Annotated in this window: 15 protein-coding genes; 6 read left to right on the top strand and 9 right to left on the bottom strand. The window is 70.3% G+C overall.

Annotation, left to right across the window (positions count from 1 at the left end; all coding sequences use genetic code 11):
• Together HNR30_RS22810 and HNR30_RS22805 are read right to left on the bottom strand one after the other, a co-directional pair.
• Complete coding sequence (locus HNR30_RS22810) at window positions 1–423, bottom strand: roadblock/LC7 domain-containing protein (protein WP_181611962.1); 423 nt, start codon at window positions 421–423, stop codon at window positions 1–3.
• Complete coding sequence (locus HNR30_RS22805) at window positions 420–3,002, bottom strand: sensor histidine kinase (RefSeq protein WP_312894565.1); 2,583 nt, start codon at window positions 3,000–3,002, stop codon at window positions 420–422. The genes HNR30_RS22810 and HNR30_RS22805 overlap by 4 nt, the downstream gene beginning before the upstream one ends.
• Before the next feature lie 332 nt (window positions 3,003–3,334).
• Between HNR30_RS22805 and HNR30_RS22800 the strand changes: the two genes are divergently transcribed.
• From HNR30_RS22800 to betA, 5 genes are read left to right on the top strand one after another with little or no spacing between them, the layout of a single operon-like run.
• On the top strand, window positions 3,335–4,381 hold the full coding sequence (locus HNR30_RS22800; RefSeq protein ID WP_376771753.1) for a quaternary amine ABC transporter ATP-binding protein: 1,047 nt from the start codon (window positions 3,335–3,337) through the stop codon (window positions 4,379–4,381).
• A gap of 45 nt (window positions 4,382–4,426) precedes the next feature.
• On the top strand, window positions 4,427–6,325 hold the full coding sequence (locus tag HNR30_RS22795) for an ABC transporter permease (protein ID WP_181611960.1): 1,899 nt from the start codon (window positions 4,427–4,429) through the stop codon (window positions 6,323–6,325).
• Window positions 6,322–7,302: an ABC transporter substrate-binding protein gene (locus HNR30_RS22790; RefSeq protein ID WP_220133821.1), complete on the top strand. Its 981-nt coding sequence runs from the start codon at window positions 6,322–6,324 to the stop codon at window positions 7,300–7,302. The genes HNR30_RS22795 and HNR30_RS22790 overlap by 4 nt, the downstream gene beginning before the upstream one ends.
• 52 nt (window positions 7,303–7,354) lie before the next feature.
• Window positions 7,355–8,293: an ABC transporter substrate-binding protein gene (locus HNR30_RS22785; protein ID WP_181611959.1), complete on the top strand. Its 939-nt coding sequence runs from the start codon at window positions 7,355–7,357 to the stop codon at window positions 8,291–8,293.
• Window positions 8,290–9,915, top strand: a complete 1,626-nt coding sequence (gene betA, locus HNR30_RS22780; protein ID WP_181611958.1) for a choline dehydrogenase — start codon at window positions 8,290–8,292, stop codon at window positions 9,913–9,915. Before HNR30_RS22785 ends, betA begins: the two co-directional genes overlap by 4 nt.
• Here the strand turns inward: betA and HNR30_RS22775 are convergent.
• Together HNR30_RS22775 and HNR30_RS22770 are read right to left on the bottom strand one after the other, a co-directional pair.
• Window positions 9,897–10,694 (bottom strand): ABC transporter permease, encoded by a 798-nt coding sequence (locus HNR30_RS22775; protein WP_181611957.1) that lies wholly within the window; start codon window positions 10,692–10,694, stop codon window positions 9,897–9,899. The genes betA and HNR30_RS22775 overlap by 19 nt on opposite strands.
• Window positions 10,691–11,617, bottom strand: a complete 927-nt coding sequence (locus tag HNR30_RS22770; protein ID WP_181611956.1) for an ATP-binding cassette domain-containing protein — start codon at window positions 11,615–11,617, stop codon at window positions 10,691–10,693. The genes HNR30_RS22775 and HNR30_RS22770 overlap by 4 nt, the downstream gene beginning before the upstream one ends.
• A 60-nt stretch (window positions 11,618–11,677) precedes the next feature.
• On the opposite strand from HNR30_RS22770, the gene HNR30_RS22765 reads away from it, so the two are divergent.
• Entirely contained in the window at window positions 11,678–12,433 is a 756-nt protein-coding gene (locus tag HNR30_RS22765) for a TetR/AcrR family transcriptional regulator (RefSeq protein WP_181611955.1), read from the top strand.
• Between the two features lie 76 nt (window positions 12,434–12,509).
• Here HNR30_RS22765 and HNR30_RS22760 read toward each other — a convergent pair whose 3' ends face one another.
• The 5 genes from HNR30_RS22760 to HNR30_RS22740 all read right to left on the bottom strand — a co-directional run bounded on the left by HNR30_RS22760 (window position 12,510) and on the right by HNR30_RS22740 (window position 17,156).
• On the bottom strand, window positions 12,510–13,178 hold the full coding sequence (locus HNR30_RS22760) for a response regulator (protein ID WP_181611954.1): 669 nt from the start codon (window positions 13,176–13,178) through the stop codon (window positions 12,510–12,512).
• A complete protein-coding gene (locus HNR30_RS22755; protein WP_181611953.1) occupies window positions 13,175–15,679 on the bottom strand; it encodes an ATP-binding protein in 2,505 nt (834 codons plus the stop codon). Before HNR30_RS22755 ends, HNR30_RS22760 begins: the two co-directional genes overlap by 4 nt.
• Before the next feature lie 119 nt (window positions 15,680–15,798).
• Entirely contained in the window at window positions 15,799–16,356 is a 558-nt protein-coding gene (locus tag HNR30_RS22750; protein WP_181612183.1) for a GTP-binding protein, read from the bottom strand.
• Between the two features lie 7 nt (window positions 16,357–16,363).
• Window positions 16,364–16,729, bottom strand: coding sequence for a DUF742 domain-containing protein (locus HNR30_RS22745; protein WP_220133820.1), 366 nt, complete (start codon window positions 16,727–16,729; stop codon window positions 16,364–16,366).
• A 4-nt stretch (window positions 16,730–16,733) separates the two neighbouring features.
• Window positions 16,734–17,156 carry a roadblock/LC7 domain-containing protein gene (locus HNR30_RS22740; RefSeq protein WP_181611952.1) on the bottom strand — a complete coding sequence of 141 codons (423 nt, stop codon included), beginning with the start codon at window positions 17,154–17,156 and terminating at the stop codon, window positions 16,734–16,736.
• Window positions 17,157–17,170: the final 14 nt, after the last annotated feature.

Raw genomic sequence — 17,170 nt, 5'->3', positions numbered from 1 at the left:
TCACCAAGGGCGCGAGGCCGACAGTTCCGCCCGCACAGCCGGGGTGAGCACCTGTCCCGCCCGCTCCACCAGCACGGTCATCTGGTAGGCCACCAGGCCCATGTCGCAGTCGGGCGCGGCCAGCACCGCCAGGCAGGATCCGTCGCTGATCGACATGACCAGCAGCAGGCCACGCTGCATCTCCACCAGGGTCTGGTTGACCGGGCCGCCTTCGAAGACCCGCGCGGCGCCCTGGGTCAGACTGATCAATCCCGCGGCGATCGCCGCCAGCTGGTCGGCCCGGTCCTTGGGAAATCCGCGGGAGAAGGCCATCGGCAAGCCGTCGGAGGAGACCACCACGGCGTGCGCCACGCCGGGCACGTCATCGACGAATCCCGTCACCAGCCAGTTCACATCGCGGGCAGCCTGGCTCATCTCTCTCATTGGGGCTCCTCCTCAATCTCCGCACGGCCTTTCCTGACGCCCTGCTGGAAGTTGGAGAACCGGTCACGCAGCTCGTCGGGCGAGACGGGCGGGACGGGCCCGGCGGACGGCCGGGAGGCCGGCTCCGGCGCGGCGGTTCCCGGAACCAGATTCGCCTTCGGTGTGCGTCTCGGCAAGCCCGCGGACGTGGTTCCTCCCAGGAGCGGCTGACTGGCGACCTCGGCCGTGCGCATCGCGCCACCGGGCTCCGGCGTGCGCCAGCCGTCCTGGGGCTGCGGCTCGCTCGGGCGGCCGGACTTGACGAACCAGCTGCTGGGAGGCTCCTCCTGAGCCGTGGGTGGCGGCTCCATCGACAGCGCCTGGGCCTGGGAGATCACCGGTACGTCGACGACCTCGGGCAGCTCGGGCGTCGCGGCGGCGGCGCCGGTCTCCACGCGCTCCAGCGGCCCGGTCATCTCGGCCAGCGAGTAGTCGCTCGGGCTCGGCGTCTTGGTGAACCAGGAGGCCGCCGACTCGACCCTGTCGAGGGTGTCGACCGTAGGCATCGGGTCGAAGGAGGGATGGCCGTGGCCGAAGGACGGCTGGCCGCGGTCGAAGGACGGGTGCCCGTGGTCGAAGGACGGATGCCCGCGGCCGAAGGGGTCGGGCGGCAGCATGCTGATCGGCGGCGCGGGCGGCACGTGCGCCGACACCTCGGTGAGCATGCGATCGGGCAGCAGCACCATCGCCGCCAGGCCGCCCACGTCCTGCTGGCGCAGCTGGACCCGGATCTGGTGGCGCAGCGCCAGCCGGCCGACCACGAACAGACCCATGCGCCGGGCGATGGAGACGTCCACGACGGGCGGGTTGGCCAGCCGCCAGTTGGCCTGGGCGAGCTCCTCCGCGCTCATGCCGATGCCGTGGTCGGTGACCGAGAGCATGAGCGAGCCGCCGTCGACGCGGTTGCTGGTGACGCTGACCCGGCTGTCGTGCCGGGAGAAGGAGACGGCGTTCTCGATCAGCTCGGCCAGCAGGTGCACCACGTCGTTGACCGCCTGACCGGCGATCGCCACGTCCGACTGGATCTGCACGCTGACCCGGTCGTAGCCGTCGACCTCACCCAGAGCGGCGCGCACGACGTCGAGCAGCTCGACGGGTTCGCTCCACTTGCGCGAGGTCTCCTGCCCGGCCAGGACCAGGAGGTTCTCGCTGTTGCGGCGCATGCGGGTGGCCAGGTGGTCGAGCTTGAACAGGTCGCCCAGACGGGTGTCGTCGCGCTCGCCGCGCTCCAGCCGCTCGATGAGGGTGAGCTGGCGCTCGACCAGGGTCTGGGAGCGCCGGGAGAGGTTGACGAACATGGCGTTGACGTTGGAGCGCAGGCGCGCCTCCTCGCCCGCCAGCCGTACGGCCTCCCTGTGCACCTCGTCGAAGGCCCGCGCGACCTCGCCGACCTCGTCCTGGGCGTAGTGGCCGCCCGCGGGCAGCATGGCCGGGTCGAAGGCGGCGCCCTCGCGCAGCCGCTGGACGAAGTCCGGCAGGCGGCGCCCGGCGACCTCCAGGGCGTCGCGGCGCAGGCGGCGCAGCGGGCGCACGAGCGAGCGCGCCACCCCGGTGGTGATCAGCAGGACCGCGACGAGGAGGGCGAGCACGGCGACGGCCACGACCATGGCGCGCCCGCGTTCCGTGGAGCTGAGCTGCTCGCTGCGCAGGACGATCCCGGCCGCGTGGGCGGTCTCGACCTCGCGCAGGGAGTCGACGATCACCTTGCTTGCTTCGAACCACTGGCGCGGGTCGTCGTTCTGGGTCAGGTCGAGGTCGTCGAGCGGGACGCCGGCGGTGGCCCGCGTGAGCACCAGCTCGCGCAGGAACAGCGCCTGGTCGGCGGCGCGCGTGCTGACCTTCTCGTCGAACACGCGGCGCTCGTCGGCGGTCGCCTCGGCGGCGAAGGCCCTGCGCTCGTTCTGCTCGGTGGCCAGCTCGCCGAGCAGGCGCTTGAGCTGGTCGTCGTCGATCCTGCCCGCGACCACGGCGGTGGTGATCAGCGCCTGCTGGATCGAGAAGCTCTCCTTGGCCAGGGCCAGGGAGTGCAGCACGCGGGTCTGACGGAACAGCGCGTCGTCGGTGGCGCCCTTGCTGACCTCGTCGTGGATGGTGAGCAGGTCCTTGACGATCGTGCCGTAGGAGTCGATCGCGGCGGCGGGCAGCAGATCGCCGTCGAAGGCCTGGCGGCGCAGTCCCGTCAGGTCGTCGAGGCGGGCCGTCATGGCCTCGACCTCGTCGGCGGTGCGGCCCGTGACGTCGCCGCCGAGCTCGGCGATGGCGTCGCGCACGTCGAGGACGGCCGCGTCGGTCTCACTCCGCTGCCGCTCGACGGCCTCGCGGGAGCCGGAGGGGCGGCCCAGCGCGATGAACCAGGCCACCCGGGCGCGTTCCTCGGCGAGCCGGTGGACCAGCAGTCCCGTCTGCGACGACAGCTGGGCCAGCCTGCTGGTCCTCGCGTAGTCAGCCGCAGCGCTGCTGGAGCTGAGGAGTTGCACGCCGCCCAGCAGGACGGCCGCCGCTGTCGGAACCAGGATGAGGGCCACCAGGCGGGCTCGCACCCGCCAGTTGCGTAAGCGCCATCCACCGACATCCCTCGCTCGAGGCCGTCTGTCACCCATCTCAATGTCCTTGGGAGAATATTCAACAATCACTACCAGCTCGGCCAAGCACACATTACGCGACAAAAGTCGAGCTATGGGGCAGGCGAGAAGAAAGCTGGAGCCCCCACTTCCGTCCCTCTTATTCACTTAATACGTTTACTGTCCGACCATGGGCGATTGGCGCGTTCCATTACGTAACAGTCAGGGCTCCAGCAGGTCACGACGTTGAGGAAGCCTCTATTCAGGTCATATGTTGTGCCCCAGCATGCTGCGACCTTCTGGAGGGAATTGTGCGGATTGGTCCAGAAAGTGCTGGCATCGAGGTCAAGGGACTGTGGAAGATCTTCGGCCCGAAGGCCGAACGTGTCCTGACGAGCGATGACCGCCTCCTGGAACCCGCCGCCCTCCGCGAGAGGACCGGCTGCACCGCCGCCGTCCGCGACGTGAGCTTCGAGGTACGGCCCGGCGAGGTGTTCGTCGTCATGGGCCTGTCGGGCAGCGGCAAGTCCACGCTCGTCCGCTGCCTGACCCGGCTCATCGAACCGACCGCGGGCGAGATCGCCATCGGCGGCGACGACGTCCTGCGCGCCACCCCCGCCGGCCTGCGCGAGCTGCGCCGGCACCGGGTCAGCATGGTCTTCCAGCACTTCGGCCTGCTCCCCCACCGCCGCGTCATCGACAACGTCGCCTACGGGCTGGAGGTGCAGGGCGTCGCCAAGGCCGCACGGCACGCGCGTGCGCGCGAGATCCTCACCCTGGTCGGCCTCGACGGACATGCCGGCTCCTACCCGGACCAGCTCTCCGGCGGCATGCAGCAGCGGGTCGGCCTGGCCAGGGCGCTGGCGGTCGAGCCGCAGGTGATGCTCTTCGACGAGCCGTTCAGCGCGCTCGACCCGCTCATCCGCCGCGACATGCAGGCCGAGATCATCCGGCTGCACCGCGAGGTGGGCAAGACCATGGTCTTCATCACCCACGACCTGGCCGAGGCGCTGAAGCTGGGCGAGCGCATCGCGATCATGCGCGACGGCTCGATCGTCCAGCTCGGCACGCCGGAGGAGCTCGTGGGCGCGCCCGCCGACGACTACGTGGCCGACTTCGTGCGCGACGTACCGCGCAGCGACGTGCTCTCGCTGCGCTGGATCTGCCGCGAGCCCGACGAGCACGACTCGATGGAGGGTCCGCCGTTACCCGCCTCGACCCTCATCAAGGACGCCGTGCAGGTCGCCACCGCCACCGCGCTGCCCATCAGGGTGACCGACGGCGAGCGGCTCGTGGGCGTGGTCGACCGGGTCGACATCCTGGCCGCCATGGCGCCCCGTCAGCCGGTGACGGCATGAGCGCCCGGCCTCGCGCACGCCGGAGCTCCACGCGGTGGAGGTGTCATGGCCGCTGAGCCCGGCCTCGCACCGCCGCCCGCCTTCCGCTTACCGCGCTGGGCGGCGCCCGCCGCGTTCACGCTCGTCCTCGTCCTGGCCTACCTGCTGCTGCGCGGCTCGGGAACGCTGCCCCACGACGACGACGCGCCCCAGTTCACCGCGATCACCGAGCTGCGCGAGTGGGTCGACGCGCACAAGAACGACAGCCCGCTCTTCCTCTACTTCGTCAACTATGTCCGGCTCTTCATCGGCGGCCTGTTCGCCCTGCTCCAGACTTCGCTGCACGGCCTGGGCTGGCCCGGCCTCATCGGCGTCATGGGCGCCCTCGGCTGGCTGGCCGGCGGCTGGAGGACCGGCCTGCTGGCGATGGCGAGCCTGGCCGCCTGCGGCGTGCTGGGCGTGTGGACCCTCACCGTCGACACCCTCGCCCTGGTGGGCGCGTCGGTGCTGCTGTCGCTGGCGATCGGGTTGCCGCTCGGCGTGTGGGCGGGACGTTCACCGCGCCTGCGCAGGGCGCTCGGCCCGGTGCTCGACTTCATGCAGATCATGCCGACCTTCGCCTACCTCGCGCCGATGGTGCTGTTCTTCCAGATCGGCGCACCGGCGGGGGTGGCGGCCACGATGATCTATTCCATCCCGCCCGCGATCCGCATCACCGCGCTGGCCATCGAGCAGGTCTCCCCCACCGCCGTGGAGGCCTCGGCGTCGCTGGGCGCCACGCCACGGCAGACCCTCACCAAGGTCTACCTGCCGCTGGCGCGCTCGACGATGGGGCTGGCGATCAACCAGACGATCATGATGGCGCTGTCGATGGTCGTCATCGCCAACCTGATCAACTCCCCCGGCCTCGGCTCCGACATCATCAAGGGCCTGTCGCGCGAGAACGTCGGGCTCATGCTGCCCGCGGGCCTGGCCATCGTGCTGATCGGCATCGCCCTCGACCGCACCACCATGGCCGCCTCGCGGCAACGCTTCCGGCCCTCGCGGGTGCCGTACGCCGTGGCGGCCGGCCTGGCCGGGGCCGGCCTGACCTTCGTGCTGCCCGCCGAGTGGCCGTGGGTGCTGCGTACGGCGCAGCCGGTCAACGAGGCAGTGCGCTGGGCCGAGCGTTCGTGGTTCGAGGTCACCGACGCGATCAAGGAAGCCGTCAGCCTCTTCCTGCTCAACCCGCTGGAAGGGGTGCTGACCTCGGCCCCGTGGTGGCTGGTGGCACTGGCGCTGCTGGCCCTCGCGTGGCGGATCGGCGGCGTACGGCCGGCGGTGACGGTGGCCGTGTGCGTCGCGGCGATCGTGCTGCTGGCCCTGTGGGAGCACAGCATGGTCACCCTGGCCATGGTGATCGTGGCGGTGGCCGCCACCCTGGCCATCGGCGTCTCGCTCGGCATCCTGGGCGCCCGCTCCGCCCGGTTCTCGGCCTTCCAGCGGCCACTTCTCGACGCCGCGCAGACGCTGCCCGCCTTCGTCTACCTGCTGCCCGCGCTGGCGCTGTTCGGCGCGACCAGGTTCACCGCGATCTTCGCCTCGGTGATCTACGCCGTGCCGCCGGTGGTGCGCCTGGTCGAGGAGGGCATTCGTAACGTGCCGCCCACCGTGGTGGAGGCGGCGCTGTCGGCGGGGTCGACCCCTCGCCAGATGTTGTGGAAGGTGCAGCTGCCGATGGCGCGCAAGGCCATCCTGCTGGCGGCCAACCAGGGCATCGTCATGACACTCGCCATGGTCGTGCTGGGCGCGCTGGTCGGTGGCGGCGCGCTCGGCTACGACGTCGTGTCGGGCTTCTCCCAGCGCACGGACTTCGGCATGGGCTTCGCCGCCGGTGTCGCGATCGTGCTGCTCGGAATCATGCTCGACCGGATCACGCAGGGCGCCGACAGGCGCCCTCCCCCCTTGAGAAGGAAATCGCTATGAAGATTCGCCTGCTCGCGGGCGTCCTCATGCTCGGTGTCGCCCTCGCGGGGTGCGGCGGCGCCAAGGTGGAGGACACTCCGAGCGCCGCGCCGGCCCCCTCGGGTTCGGCCAGTGCCAGCGCGCAGCCGTCGGCCGGCGGCACCGTGAAGATCGCCATCAACCCGTGGGTGGGTTACGAGGCCAGCGCGGCCGTCGTGGCCTACCTGATGAAGAACGAGCTCGGCTACACCGTGGAGCTGCCCGAGATCAAGGAGCAGCTCGCCTGGGAGGGCTTCGCCAACGGCCAGGTCGACGTCATCATCGAGAACTGGGGTCACGACGACCTCAAGAAGAAGTACATCGAGACGGACGGCGTCGCCGTCGAGGCGGGCTCGACCGGGAACAAGGGCGTCATCGGCTGGTACGTGCCCAAGTGGATGGCCGACAAGTACCCGGACATCACCGACTGGAAGAACCTCAACAAGTACGCCGACCTGTTCAAGACCTCGGAGTCCGGCGGCAAGGGCGCGCTGCTGTTCGGCGACCCGTCCTACGTCAGCAACGAGGAAGCGCTGATCAAGAACCTCAAGCTGAACTTCAAGGTCGTCACCGGCGGCTCGGAGGCGGCCCTCATCAAGGGCGCCCAGCAGGCGCAGGAGCAGCAGAAGCCGCTGCTGTTCTACTTCTGGGACCCGCACTGGCTGTTCAGCAAGACCGAGCTGGTGCGCGTGAACCTGCCCGCCTACACCGAGGGCTGCGACGCCGACCCCAAGAAGGTCGCCTGCGACTACGCCGAGCTGGACCTCGACAAGATCGTGAGCAAGAAGTTCGCCGACACCGGCGGCAAGGCCTACGACCTGGTCAAGAACTTCAGCTGGACCAACGCGGACCAGAACCAGGTCGCCATGGACATCAACGACGGCATGACGCCGGAGGAAGCCGCCAAGAAGTGGGTCGAGGCCAACGCCACCAAGTGGCAGGCCTGGATCCCCAAGTGATCTTCCGCTGACCGCCCGGGGCCTCTTCCGGCCCCGGGCATGGAGCTCCCCTATGAATCGCAGACTGCTTGCCGTCCCCCTGGCGGTCGTCCTGCTGGCGGCGTGCAGCGCCGAGCAGACGCCGACCACGGCGGAGGCGGCCGACTACACGGTGCGCATCGACGTACACGGCTGGCTGGGCTACGAGGCCACCGCGGCCGTCATGGCCTACCTGCTGCAACACGAGCTCGGCTACAAGGTGGTGCGCCGCCCGGTGGCCGACGAGAAGAAGTCGTGGCCCGGATTCGAGAACGGGCAGACCGATGTGATCGTCGAGAACTGGGGGCACGACGATCTCAAGAAGATCTACATCGAGGACAAGAGGGTCGCACTTTCGGCCGGACTGAACGGCAACAAAGGGATCATCGGGTGGTACGTCCCTCAATGGATGGCGGAGCAATACCCGGGGATCACCGATTGGCGGAACCTCAAAAAGCGCGCCGCTCTATTCCGGACCAACAAATCCGGGAATTTCGGTCAGCTGCTTGATGGCGATCCGAGCTTCGTCACCAACGACAAGGCCCTGGTGACCAATCTCGGCCTCGATTTCAAGGTCGTTTACGCGGGCAGCGAGGACGCGCTGATCAAGGCGGCCCAGGACGCCACCAAGAACCGCACACCGCTGCTCATGTACTTCTACGAGCCGCAATGGCTGTTCACCAAGGTCAAACTGGCCAAGGTGACGCTGCCGCCCTACGCCATCGGCTGCGACGCCGACGCGGTCAAGGTCGCCTGCGACTACCCGCCCTACCTGCTCGACAAGGTCGTCAGCGCCAAGTTCGCCCGCGAGGGCGGGCGCGCCTACGAGCTGGTGCGCAACTTCTCCTGGAGCAACGATCACCAGAACAAGGTGGCCAGCGACATCGTCAACGGCGGCATGACGGCCGACCAGGCGGCCAAGAAGTGGGTCGAGGAAAACAAGATCGTCTGGAAGGACTGGATGCCCCGGTGACCACGTGGGATTACATCGTCGTCGGCGGAGGGTCCGCCGGGAGCGCCCTGGCCAACCGGCTGAGCGCCTCGGCGCGCGTCCTGGTGCTGGAGGCCGGGCGGCCCGACTACCCGTGGGACGTCTTCATCCACATGCCCGCCGCGCTGATGTTCCCGATCGGCAGCCGCTTCTACGACTGGAAGTACGAGTCCGAGCCCGAGCCGCACATGGGCGAGCGGCGCGTCTACCACGCGCGCGGCAAGGTGCTCGGCGGCTCCAGCAGCATCAACGGCATGATCTTCCAGCGCGGCAACCCCCTCGACTACGAGCGCTGGGCCGCCGATCCCGGGATGAAGAGCTGGGACTACGCCCACTGCCTGCCGTACTTCAGGAAGATGGAGAACTGCCTGGCCGACCCGGACTCGCCCTTCCGCGGGTCGTCGGGGCCGCTCAAGCTGGAGCGCGGGCCCGCGCAGGGCCCGCTGTTCGACGCGTTCTTCGCCGCCGTGCGCGAGGCGGGGCACGAACTGACCGACGACGTGAACGGCTTCCGCCAGGAAGGCTTCGCCGCCTTCGACCGCAACCTGCACCGGGGGCGACGGCTCAGCGCCGCCCGCGCCTACCTGCACCCCGTGCGCGGCAGGAAGAACCTCACCGTGCGCACCCGCGCGATGGTCTCGCGCATCGTGTTCGAGGGCACGCGGGCGGTCGGCGTCGAGGTCGGCGGGTCGGTGATCCGCGGCGAGGAGATCATCCTGTGCGGCGGGGCGATCAACACGCCCCAGTTGCTCCAGGTCTCCGGTGTGGGACCACGCGCGGTGCTGGAGGCGGCCGGCGTGCGGGTGGTGCACGACCTGCCCGGCGTGGGCGAGAACCTCCAGGACCACCTGGAGGTCTACGTGCAGCACGCCTGCCTCAAGCCGGTCTCGCAGCAACCGTCGCTGGCCATGTGGCGGCGGCCCTTCATCGGGGCCGACTGGCTGTTCAGGCGCAAGGGTCCAGGGGCGACCAACCACTTCGAGGCGGGCGGCTTCCTGTGCTCGAACGACGAGGTGGCGTATCCGAACCTGATGATCCACTTCCTGCCGATCGCGGTGCGCTACGACGGCTCGGCTCCGGCCGGAGGGCACGGCTACCAGCTCCACATCGGACCGATGTACAGCGATGCGAGGGGTTCGGTCCGTATCACGTCAGGCGATGTCGCCGTCAAGCCGGAGCTGCGCTTCAACTACCTCTCCACCGACCAGGACCGCCGCGAGTGGATCGAGGCCGTCCACCACGCCAGGCGCATCCTGTCGCAACCCGCCTGGGCCGATCTCAACGGCGGCGAGATCAGCCCGGGCCCCGGCGTGGAGACCGACGAGGAGATCCTCGACTGGGTGCGCCGTGACGGCGAGACCGCCCTGCACCCCTCCTGTACGGCACGCATGGGCGTGGACGAGCTGTCGGTGCTCGACCCGGAGACCATGCGGGTGCACGGCCTGGAGGGACTGCGGGTGGTCGACGCCTCGGCCATGCCGTACGTGACGAACGGCAACATCTACGCGCCGGTGATGATGCTGGCGGAGAAGTCGGCCGACCTCATCCTGGGCAACACCCCGCTGCCTCCCGAGCCGCTGGAGTTCTACCGGCGTTCCAGCTGACGGTAGGCGCGCACCGACAGCGGGAAGAAGATCGCCAGCAGCGCCAACGGCCACACGAGCGCCATGAGCACCGGGTGCTGGGCGACCCATGACTCGCCGCCCCACGACGGGTTGCCGAACAGCTCCCGCGTGGCGGCGACCGTGGACGACAGCGGGTTCCACTCCGCTATCGCGCCCAGCCAGCCCGGCATGCTGCCGGGCGCGACGAAGGCGTTCGACAGGAAGCCGATCGGGAACTCCAGGGTCTGGACCGCGACGACCGCGCCCGGATCCCTGACCAGCAGGCCCAGGTAGATGCCCGCCCACAACAGCGCAAGGCGCAGCAGCAGGAGCAGGCCGACGGCGGCCATCGCCTGGCCGGGGCCGTTGACCGGCCGCCAGCCGACGGCCAGGCCGGTGCCGAGCATGAGGACCAGCAGCAGCGCCGAGTGCAGCAGGTCGGCGATGCTGCGGCCGAGCAGCACGGCCGAGGGCGACATGGGCATCGAGCGGAAGCGGTCGGTCACGCCCTTGGAGGCGTCGGTGGTCACCGCGACCATCGTGGCCGACAGCCCGAAGAGCATCGTCATGCCGTACATGCCGGGCATGAGGAAGTCGAAGTAGTTCGCGCCCTCCGGTACGGCCACGGCCCCGCCGAACAGATAGCCGAAGACCAGCGTGATCATGACGGGGAAGATCAGCCCGAAGATCGCGGAGGCCGGTTGCACCACCCAGTGGAGCAGGTCGCGCCTGGCCACCGTCCATCCGTCGGCCAGCGCCCAGCGTGCGTCCGTGATCATTTCTCCGCCTTCTGGGTCAGGTCGAGGAACACCTCGTCGAGGGTCGGGCGCCGCACCGCCAGGTCCTCGATCTCGATGGACTTCAGCGCCGCGGCCGCCTCGGTCAGCGCGGCGATGCGGTCGCGCACCGGGACGCTGACGTGGCGGGTGTCGGGGTCGTGTTCCGCGGCGCCTCCCGCGATCCGCTCCAGCACCGCCGCCGCCTCGCCCAGGTCCCCGGCGTGCCGGACGACCACGTCGAGGCGGTCGCCGCCGATCCCCGACTTGAGCTCGTCGGCCGTGCCCTCGGCGACCACACGACCGGCGTCGATCACCGAGATGCGGTCGGCGAGCTGGTCGGCCTCCTCCAGGTACTGCGTGGTCAGCAGCACCGTGGCGCCCTCCGCGACCAGGTCGCGCACGGCCTTCCAGACCTCGCTGCGGCTGCGCGGGTCCAGGCCGGTCGTGGGCTCGTCGAGGAAGAGCACCGGCGGCGAGAGGATCATCCCCGCGGCCAGGTCGAGGCGGCGGCGCATGCCGCCCGAGTAGGTCCTGACCGGTTTGCCGCCGGTGTCGTCGAGGCCGAAGCGCTCCAGGAGCTCCTGCGCCCTGACTCGCGCCCGCCTGGCGCCCAGGTGGTAGAGGCGGCCGAACAGCTCCAGGTTCTGACGGCCGCTGAGCAGTTCGTCGAGCGCCGCGTTCTGGCCGACCAGGCCGATGCTCCGCCGCACCTGGCCGCCCTGGCGGGTCACGTCGAATCCGGCGACCTCGGCCCTGCCGCCGTCGGGCCGCAGGAGCGTGGTCAGGATGCGCACCGCCGTCGTCTTGCCCGCTCCGTTCGGCCCGAGCAGGCCGCAGACGGTGCCTTCGCGCACCTCGAGGTCGAACCCGTCGAGCGCGGCCCGGTCTCCGTAGACCTTTCTCAAGCCCTGCGCGTTAATCATACGGCGTACCGTACAGCATACGGTTCATTGAAGGCAAGCGTACGGTGTACCGTACGAATCATGACCACCGAGTACTCAGGCAAGGGCGACCCCGCCCGCAGCCTGGCGCTGCTCTGGCGCACCAGCGAGAAGCCCAGCCGCAAGGGCAAGCCGGAGCTCAACGTCGACCGCATCGTCCGCGCGGCCATCGCCGTCGCCGACGAGGAGGGCCTGCAGGCGTTGTCGATGCGCAGGGTCGCCGAGAGACTCGGCGTCGGCACCATGTCCCTGTACACCTACGTGCCGGGCAAGCCCGAACTGCTCGACGTCATGCTCGACACCGTCTACGGCGAGACCGACCGGCCCGCGGACGTGACCGGCGGCTGGCGCGACCGGCTGCGCCACATCGCCCGCGAGAACTGGGCGCTCTACCTGCGCCATCCCTGGCTGCTCCAGGTGGCCAGCAACCGGCCGGTGCTCGGGCCCAACGTGACCGCCAAGTACGAATACGAGCTGCGCGCCATCGACGGCATCGGCCTGACCGACATCGAGATGGACTCCGTGCTGACCCTCGTCACCGACTTCGTGCACGGCAGCGCGCGCGGTGCCGTCGACGTGGCCCGCGCCGAGCAGGCCACCGGGCTCTCGGACGAGCAGTGGTGGGCCGCGCACGCGCCGTTCCTCGCGCGCATCGCCGACACCACCCGCTACCCCGTCGCCACCCGCGTCGGCCAGGCGGCGGGCGAGGCCCACCAGTCGGCCTACGACCCGGACCACGCCTTCGAGTTCGGCCTGGAACGTATCCTCGACGGCGTCGAGGCGCTGGTGCGCGACTGAGGCCGACTCTCGCGGCTCAGGGCCGGAAGCGGTAGCTCAGGGCTGGCAGCGGTAGCTCAGGACTGGCAGCGGTAGCTCAGGGCTGGAAGCGGTAACCCATGCCCGGCTCGGTGATCAGGTGGACCGGGTGCGCGGGGTCACGCTCCAGCTTGCGCCGCAGCTGGCCCAGGTACTGACGCAGGTAGTGGGTCTCCCTGAGGTACTTGGTCCCCCAGACCTCGGTCAGCAACTGCCGCTGGCTGACCAGTTTGCCGGGGTTGTGCAGGAGGATCTGCAGGATGTGCCACTCGGTCGGCGTCAGCCGTACGTCGCCCGAGACCGTCTTGCTGGTCAGGTCGACCAGGTGGTCGCCGATCTTGATCTTCGACAGGCCCTCCTCGTGCAGCACGCTGCGCCGGGTCACCGCCCGCAGGCGCGCCAGCAGCTCCTCGATGTTGAACGGCTTGGTGACGTAGTCGTCGGCGCCCGCGTCGAGGGCCTCCACCTTGTCCTGGTTGCCCGCCCGGCCCGACAGCACCAGGATCGGCATCGAGCTCCAGCCCCTGATGCCGTGGATCACGTCGACCCCGTCGATGTCGGGCAGGCCGAGGTCGAGGACGACCACGTCGGGCCGGAACTCCGCGGCCAGCCGCAGCGCCTCGCCGCCGTCGGCGGCCTCGGCCACCTCGTAGTGCCTGGCGGCCAGGTTGATGCGCAACGCGCGCAGGATCTGCGGTTCGTCGTCGACGACGAGGACGCGGGTCATGGTCTTTCCTTGATCGGCAGTGTCAGGGTCATGGTGAGGCCTCCCCCGGGTGTCTCCTCCGGTGTCAGGGTGCCACCCATGGCCTCGGTCAGGCCACGCGACAGGGCCAGGCCCAGCCCGACGCCGCTGTGGTTGTCGCGGTCGCCCAGCCGCTGGAAGGGCTGGAAGACCCGCTCGTGCGCCTCCGGCGGGATGCCGGGGCCGCGGTCGGCCACGCGGATCTCCACCTGGCCTCCGTGCCGGCTGGCGCTCACCAGCACGGTGCGGTCGGCCGGACTGTATCGGACCGCGTTGGCCATCAGGTTGACCAGGACCCGTTCGAGCAGCGCCGGGTCGGCCACGACCTCCGGCAGCTCGAAGGAGATGTCGCCCTCGACCCGGTCGGCCAGCGGGCCCAGCTCGTCGACCGCGCGGGGCACGATCTCCTCCAGCGCCACCGGCTGCGCGGCCACGCCGAGCACACCCGCCTGCAGCCTGCTCATGTCGAGCAGGTTGACGACCAGCCGGTTCAGCTTGACCAGCGACTCCTCCGCGGTGACCAGCAGCTCGCGGCGGTCGCCGGGCGACCAGTCGACCTCCGTCGACAGCAGCGAGTCGACCGCCGCCTTGGCCGAGGCCAGCGGGGTGCGCAGGTCGTGGCTGACGGCCGCGAGCAGCGCGGTCCGCATACGATCGGCCTCGGCCAGCGGCTGGGCGCGCGACGCGGCCTCGGCCAGCCGCTGGTGGCGCAGCGCCACCGCGATCTCGGCGGCGAAGGCCTCCAGGACCCGGCGATCGGCGGCCTCCAGCGGCTCGCCCCTGGCGGCGAGCACCAGGTTCTCGTCGATCACCACGTCGGTGTCGCCCTGCGCGGGGGTGGCGCAGGGCGGCCCGCCCGAGGTGGCGACGATCCGCCACTCCTGGTCGGCGGAGCGTTCGAGCAGGGTCGCGGCGCCCAGGCCGAAGGTCTCGCGCAGGCGCGCCAGCAGCGACGGCAGGGCCGACTCCCCGCGCAGCACGTGTCCGGCCAGCGTGGCCAGGATCTCGGCGTCGGCGCCGGCCTGGGCCGCCTCTCTGGTGCGGCGGGCGGCGGTGTCGACGATGCTGCTCACCGCGACCGCCACCAGCACGAACACGACCAGGGCGAAGAAGTTGTCGGGACTGCTGATCATGAACTCGTGCAGCGGCGAGGTGAAGTAGTAGTTGAGCAGCACCGAGCCCGCCACCGCCGCGGTGACCGCCGGCCACATGCCGCCGACCAGCGCGACCGCCACGGTCAGCACCAGGAAGAAGAGGATCTGGCTGGGCAGCGACAGCTCGTCGCGGGCCGGGATCAGGACGGCGGCCAGGCCCGGCATGCCCAGCAGCGCCATCGCCCAGCCGGTCAGCCGCCGCCGCCGGGTCAGCGCGGCCCTGGAACGCTGGCGGCGCCGCCTGCCCCGCTTGGCCTCCGCGTGCGTGATCATGTGGACGTCGATGGAGCCCGACTGGGCGATCGTCTCCACGCCGACGCCTCGCGACAGCAGCTGGGCCAGGCGCCCGCGCCGCGAGGCCCCGAGCACGAGCTGGGTGGCGTTCACCGCGGAGGCGAACTCCAGCAGCGCCTTGGGAATGTCGTCGCCGACCACCTGGTGGTAGGTGCCGCCGAGCGACTCGACCAGACCGCGCTGGCGTGCCAGCTGGGCGGGATCGCCTGTCGCCAGCCCGTCGGCACTGGTCACGTGGACGGCCAGCAGATCGGCGCCCTTGCTGCGGTCGGCGACCCTGGCCGCCCGCCTGATGAGCGTGTCGCCCTCGGGCCCGCCGGTCAGGGCGACCACCACCCGCTCGCGAGCCTCCCAGGTGCCGCGGATGCCGTGGTCGGCGCGGTAGCGGTCGAGCTGCTCGTCGACCTTGCCCGCCACCCACAGCAGCGCCAGTTCGCGCAGCGCCGTGAGGTTGCCCTCGCGGAAGTAGTTGGACAGCGCGGCGTCGACCTTCTCGGGAGGGTAGACGTTGCCGTGCGCCAGGCGCCGCCGCAGCGCCTCCGGCGCCATGTCGACGAGCTCGACCTGGTCGGCCCGCCGTACGACCTCGTCGGGGACGGTCTCGCGCTGCTGCACCCCGGTGATCTCGTGCACCACGTCGTTGAGCGACTCCAGGTGCTGCACGTTGAGCGTCGAGATGACGTTGACGCCCGCCTCGAGGATCTCCTCGACGTCCTGCCAGCGCTTGGCGTTGCGCGAGCCCGGCACGTTGGTGTGGGCCAGCTCGTCGATCAGCACCAGCCTGGGTGCGCGGGCCAGCACCGCCTCCACGTCGAGCTCGGTGAAGCTCCTGCCCCGATGCTGGACCAGCGCGCGCGGGACGACCTCCAGGCCGTCGAGCAGCTCGGCGGTGTGCGCCCTGCCGTGGGTCTCGACGAAGCCGACGACCACGTCGCGCCCGCGATCCCTGGCCCGGCGCCCCTCCCCGAGCATGGCGAAGGTCTTGCCCACCCCGGGCGCGGCGCCCAGATAGACCCTCAACCTGCCCCGCGGCACGTCGATCCCCTCTCGATCAGCCCCTTCACCCTATCCAGGCCGGTAGCCGGGACCGACGGCCGGAAAACCCGAAAACCGGTTCCGGCGGGCGCCGGAACCGGTGAGAGGGGTGTGCGTGCCTAGGCCGGCGCCCCGTAGGCGGCGCGGATGCGCACGACGTGCTCAACGAGCGTGATCAGCGTCTGCTTGACCGCCTCGCGGTGGCGCGCGTCGGTGCGCACGATCGGCACGTGCGGCGAGAGCGCGAGAGCCTCGCGTACCTCGTCCTCGCCGTGCAGGAAGGAGCCGTCCCAGCCGTTGATCGCGATCACGAAGGGCAGCTTGGCCTCTTCGAAGTAGTCGATCGCCGGGAAGCTGTCGGCCAGGCGGCGGGTGTCGACCAGGACCACGGCGCCGATGGCGCCGCGCACCAGGTCGTCCCACATGAACCAGAACCGGTGCTGTCCGGGCGTGCCGAACAGGTACAGGATCAGGTCACGGTCGAGCGAGAGCCGGCCGAAGTCCATCGCGACCGTGGTGGTCTGCTTGGTCGGCGTGAGCGACAGGTCGTCCACGCTCGCCGAGGCGTCGGTCATGACCGCCTCGGTCGTCAGCGGGAGGATCTCGGACACGGCGCCCACGAACGTCGTCTTGCCGACGCCGAAGCCACCGGCTACCACGATCTTCGTGGAAGTCAGCCCGGGGCTAGAGCCTGCGAAGTCCACTGAGCACCCTTTCGAGCATAGTGAGGTCTGGCTGTCCCTGCTTCAGCTGCGGCTGGTGCAGGCGGACGAGTCCTTCGTCGGACATGTCCGCGACCAGCACGCGGGCCACCCCCAGCGGGACACGCAGCAGAGCCGAGATCTCCGCCACGGAGCGGAAGGTCCTGCACAACTGCATGATGGCCTCCTGCTCGGGGGTGAGCAGGGCGAGCTCGTCGTCCGGGATCGACATGGAGGAGACCAGGGTCTCCATCGCGAGGTGATAGCGAGGTTCCGACCGGCCGCCCGTCACCGCATACGGGCGGAACAGGGGTTCGTCCTCCCCCGCGCCGTCGGCGCCGTACACCATCACATCACCGGATCCGCGCGGCCTGCAGCTCGGCCCGGAGCGACGGCGTCAGCGCCTGTCCGGCCCGGTCGACCAGCAGGGTCATCTGGTAGGCCACCAGTCCCATGTCGCAGTCGGGAGCGGCCAGGACGGTGAGCACGGAGCCGTCGCTGATCGCCATGACCAGCAGCAGTCCACGCTGCATCTCCACGACTGTCTGCGTCACGGCGCCACCCTCGAACACCCGGGAGGCGCCCACGGTGAGCGAGAGCAGCCCGGCCGAGACCGCGGCGAGCTGGTCGGCGCGGTCCGGGGGGAAGCCCTCGGAGGCGGCCAGGCACAGTCCGTCGGCGGAGACCACGACGGCGTGGGCGACACCGGGGGTGTTGCGCACGAAGTCGGTGATCAACCAGTCGAACCGATGAGCCTCATGACTGAGGGTCGTCACGCTACTTCCTCCTT

It is taken from the genome of Nonomuraea soli, assembly GCF_013761175.1.
GTDB lineage: Bacteria > Actinomycetota > Actinomycetes > Streptosporangiales > Streptosporangiaceae > Nonomuraea > Nonomuraea soli.
This window is presented reverse-complemented; position numbering and strand designations above follow the sequence as displayed.

Excerpts from the sequence above, each read along its gene's own strand:
- HNR30_RS22810 (WP_181611962.1), bottom strand. The coding sequence starts at position 423 with ATGAGAGAGATGAGCCAGGCTGCCCGCGATGTGAACTGGCTGGTGACG.
- HNR30_RS22795 (WP_181611960.1), top strand. The coding sequence starts at position 4,427 with ATGGCCGCTGAGCCCGGCCTCGCACCGCCGCCCGCCTTCCGCTTACCG.
- HNR30_RS22790 (WP_220133821.1), top strand. The coding sequence starts at position 6,322 with ATGAAGATTCGCCTGCTCGCGGGCGTCCTCATGCTCGGTGTCGCCCTC.
- HNR30_RS22785 (WP_181611959.1), top strand. The coding sequence starts at position 7,355 with ATGAATCGCAGACTGCTTGCCGTCCCCCTGGCGGTCGTCCTGCTGGCG.
- HNR30_RS22775 (WP_181611957.1), bottom strand. The coding sequence starts at position 10,694 with ATGATCACGGACGCACGCTGGGCGCTGGCCGACGGATGGACGGTGGCC.
- HNR30_RS22770 (WP_181611956.1), bottom strand. The coding sequence starts at position 11,617 with ATGATTAACGCGCAGGGCTTGAGAAAGGTCTACGGAGACCGGGCCGCG.
- HNR30_RS22765 (WP_181611955.1), top strand. The coding sequence starts at position 11,678 with ATGACCACCGAGTACTCAGGCAAGGGCGACCCCGCCCGCAGCCTGGCG.
- HNR30_RS22760 (WP_181611954.1), bottom strand. The coding sequence starts at position 13,178 with ATGACCCGCGTCCTCGTCGTCGACGACGAACCGCAGATCCTGCGCGCG.
- HNR30_RS22745 (WP_220133820.1), bottom strand. The coding sequence starts at position 16,729 with ATGGTGTACGGCGCCGACGGCGCGGGGGAGGACGAACCCCTGTTCCGC.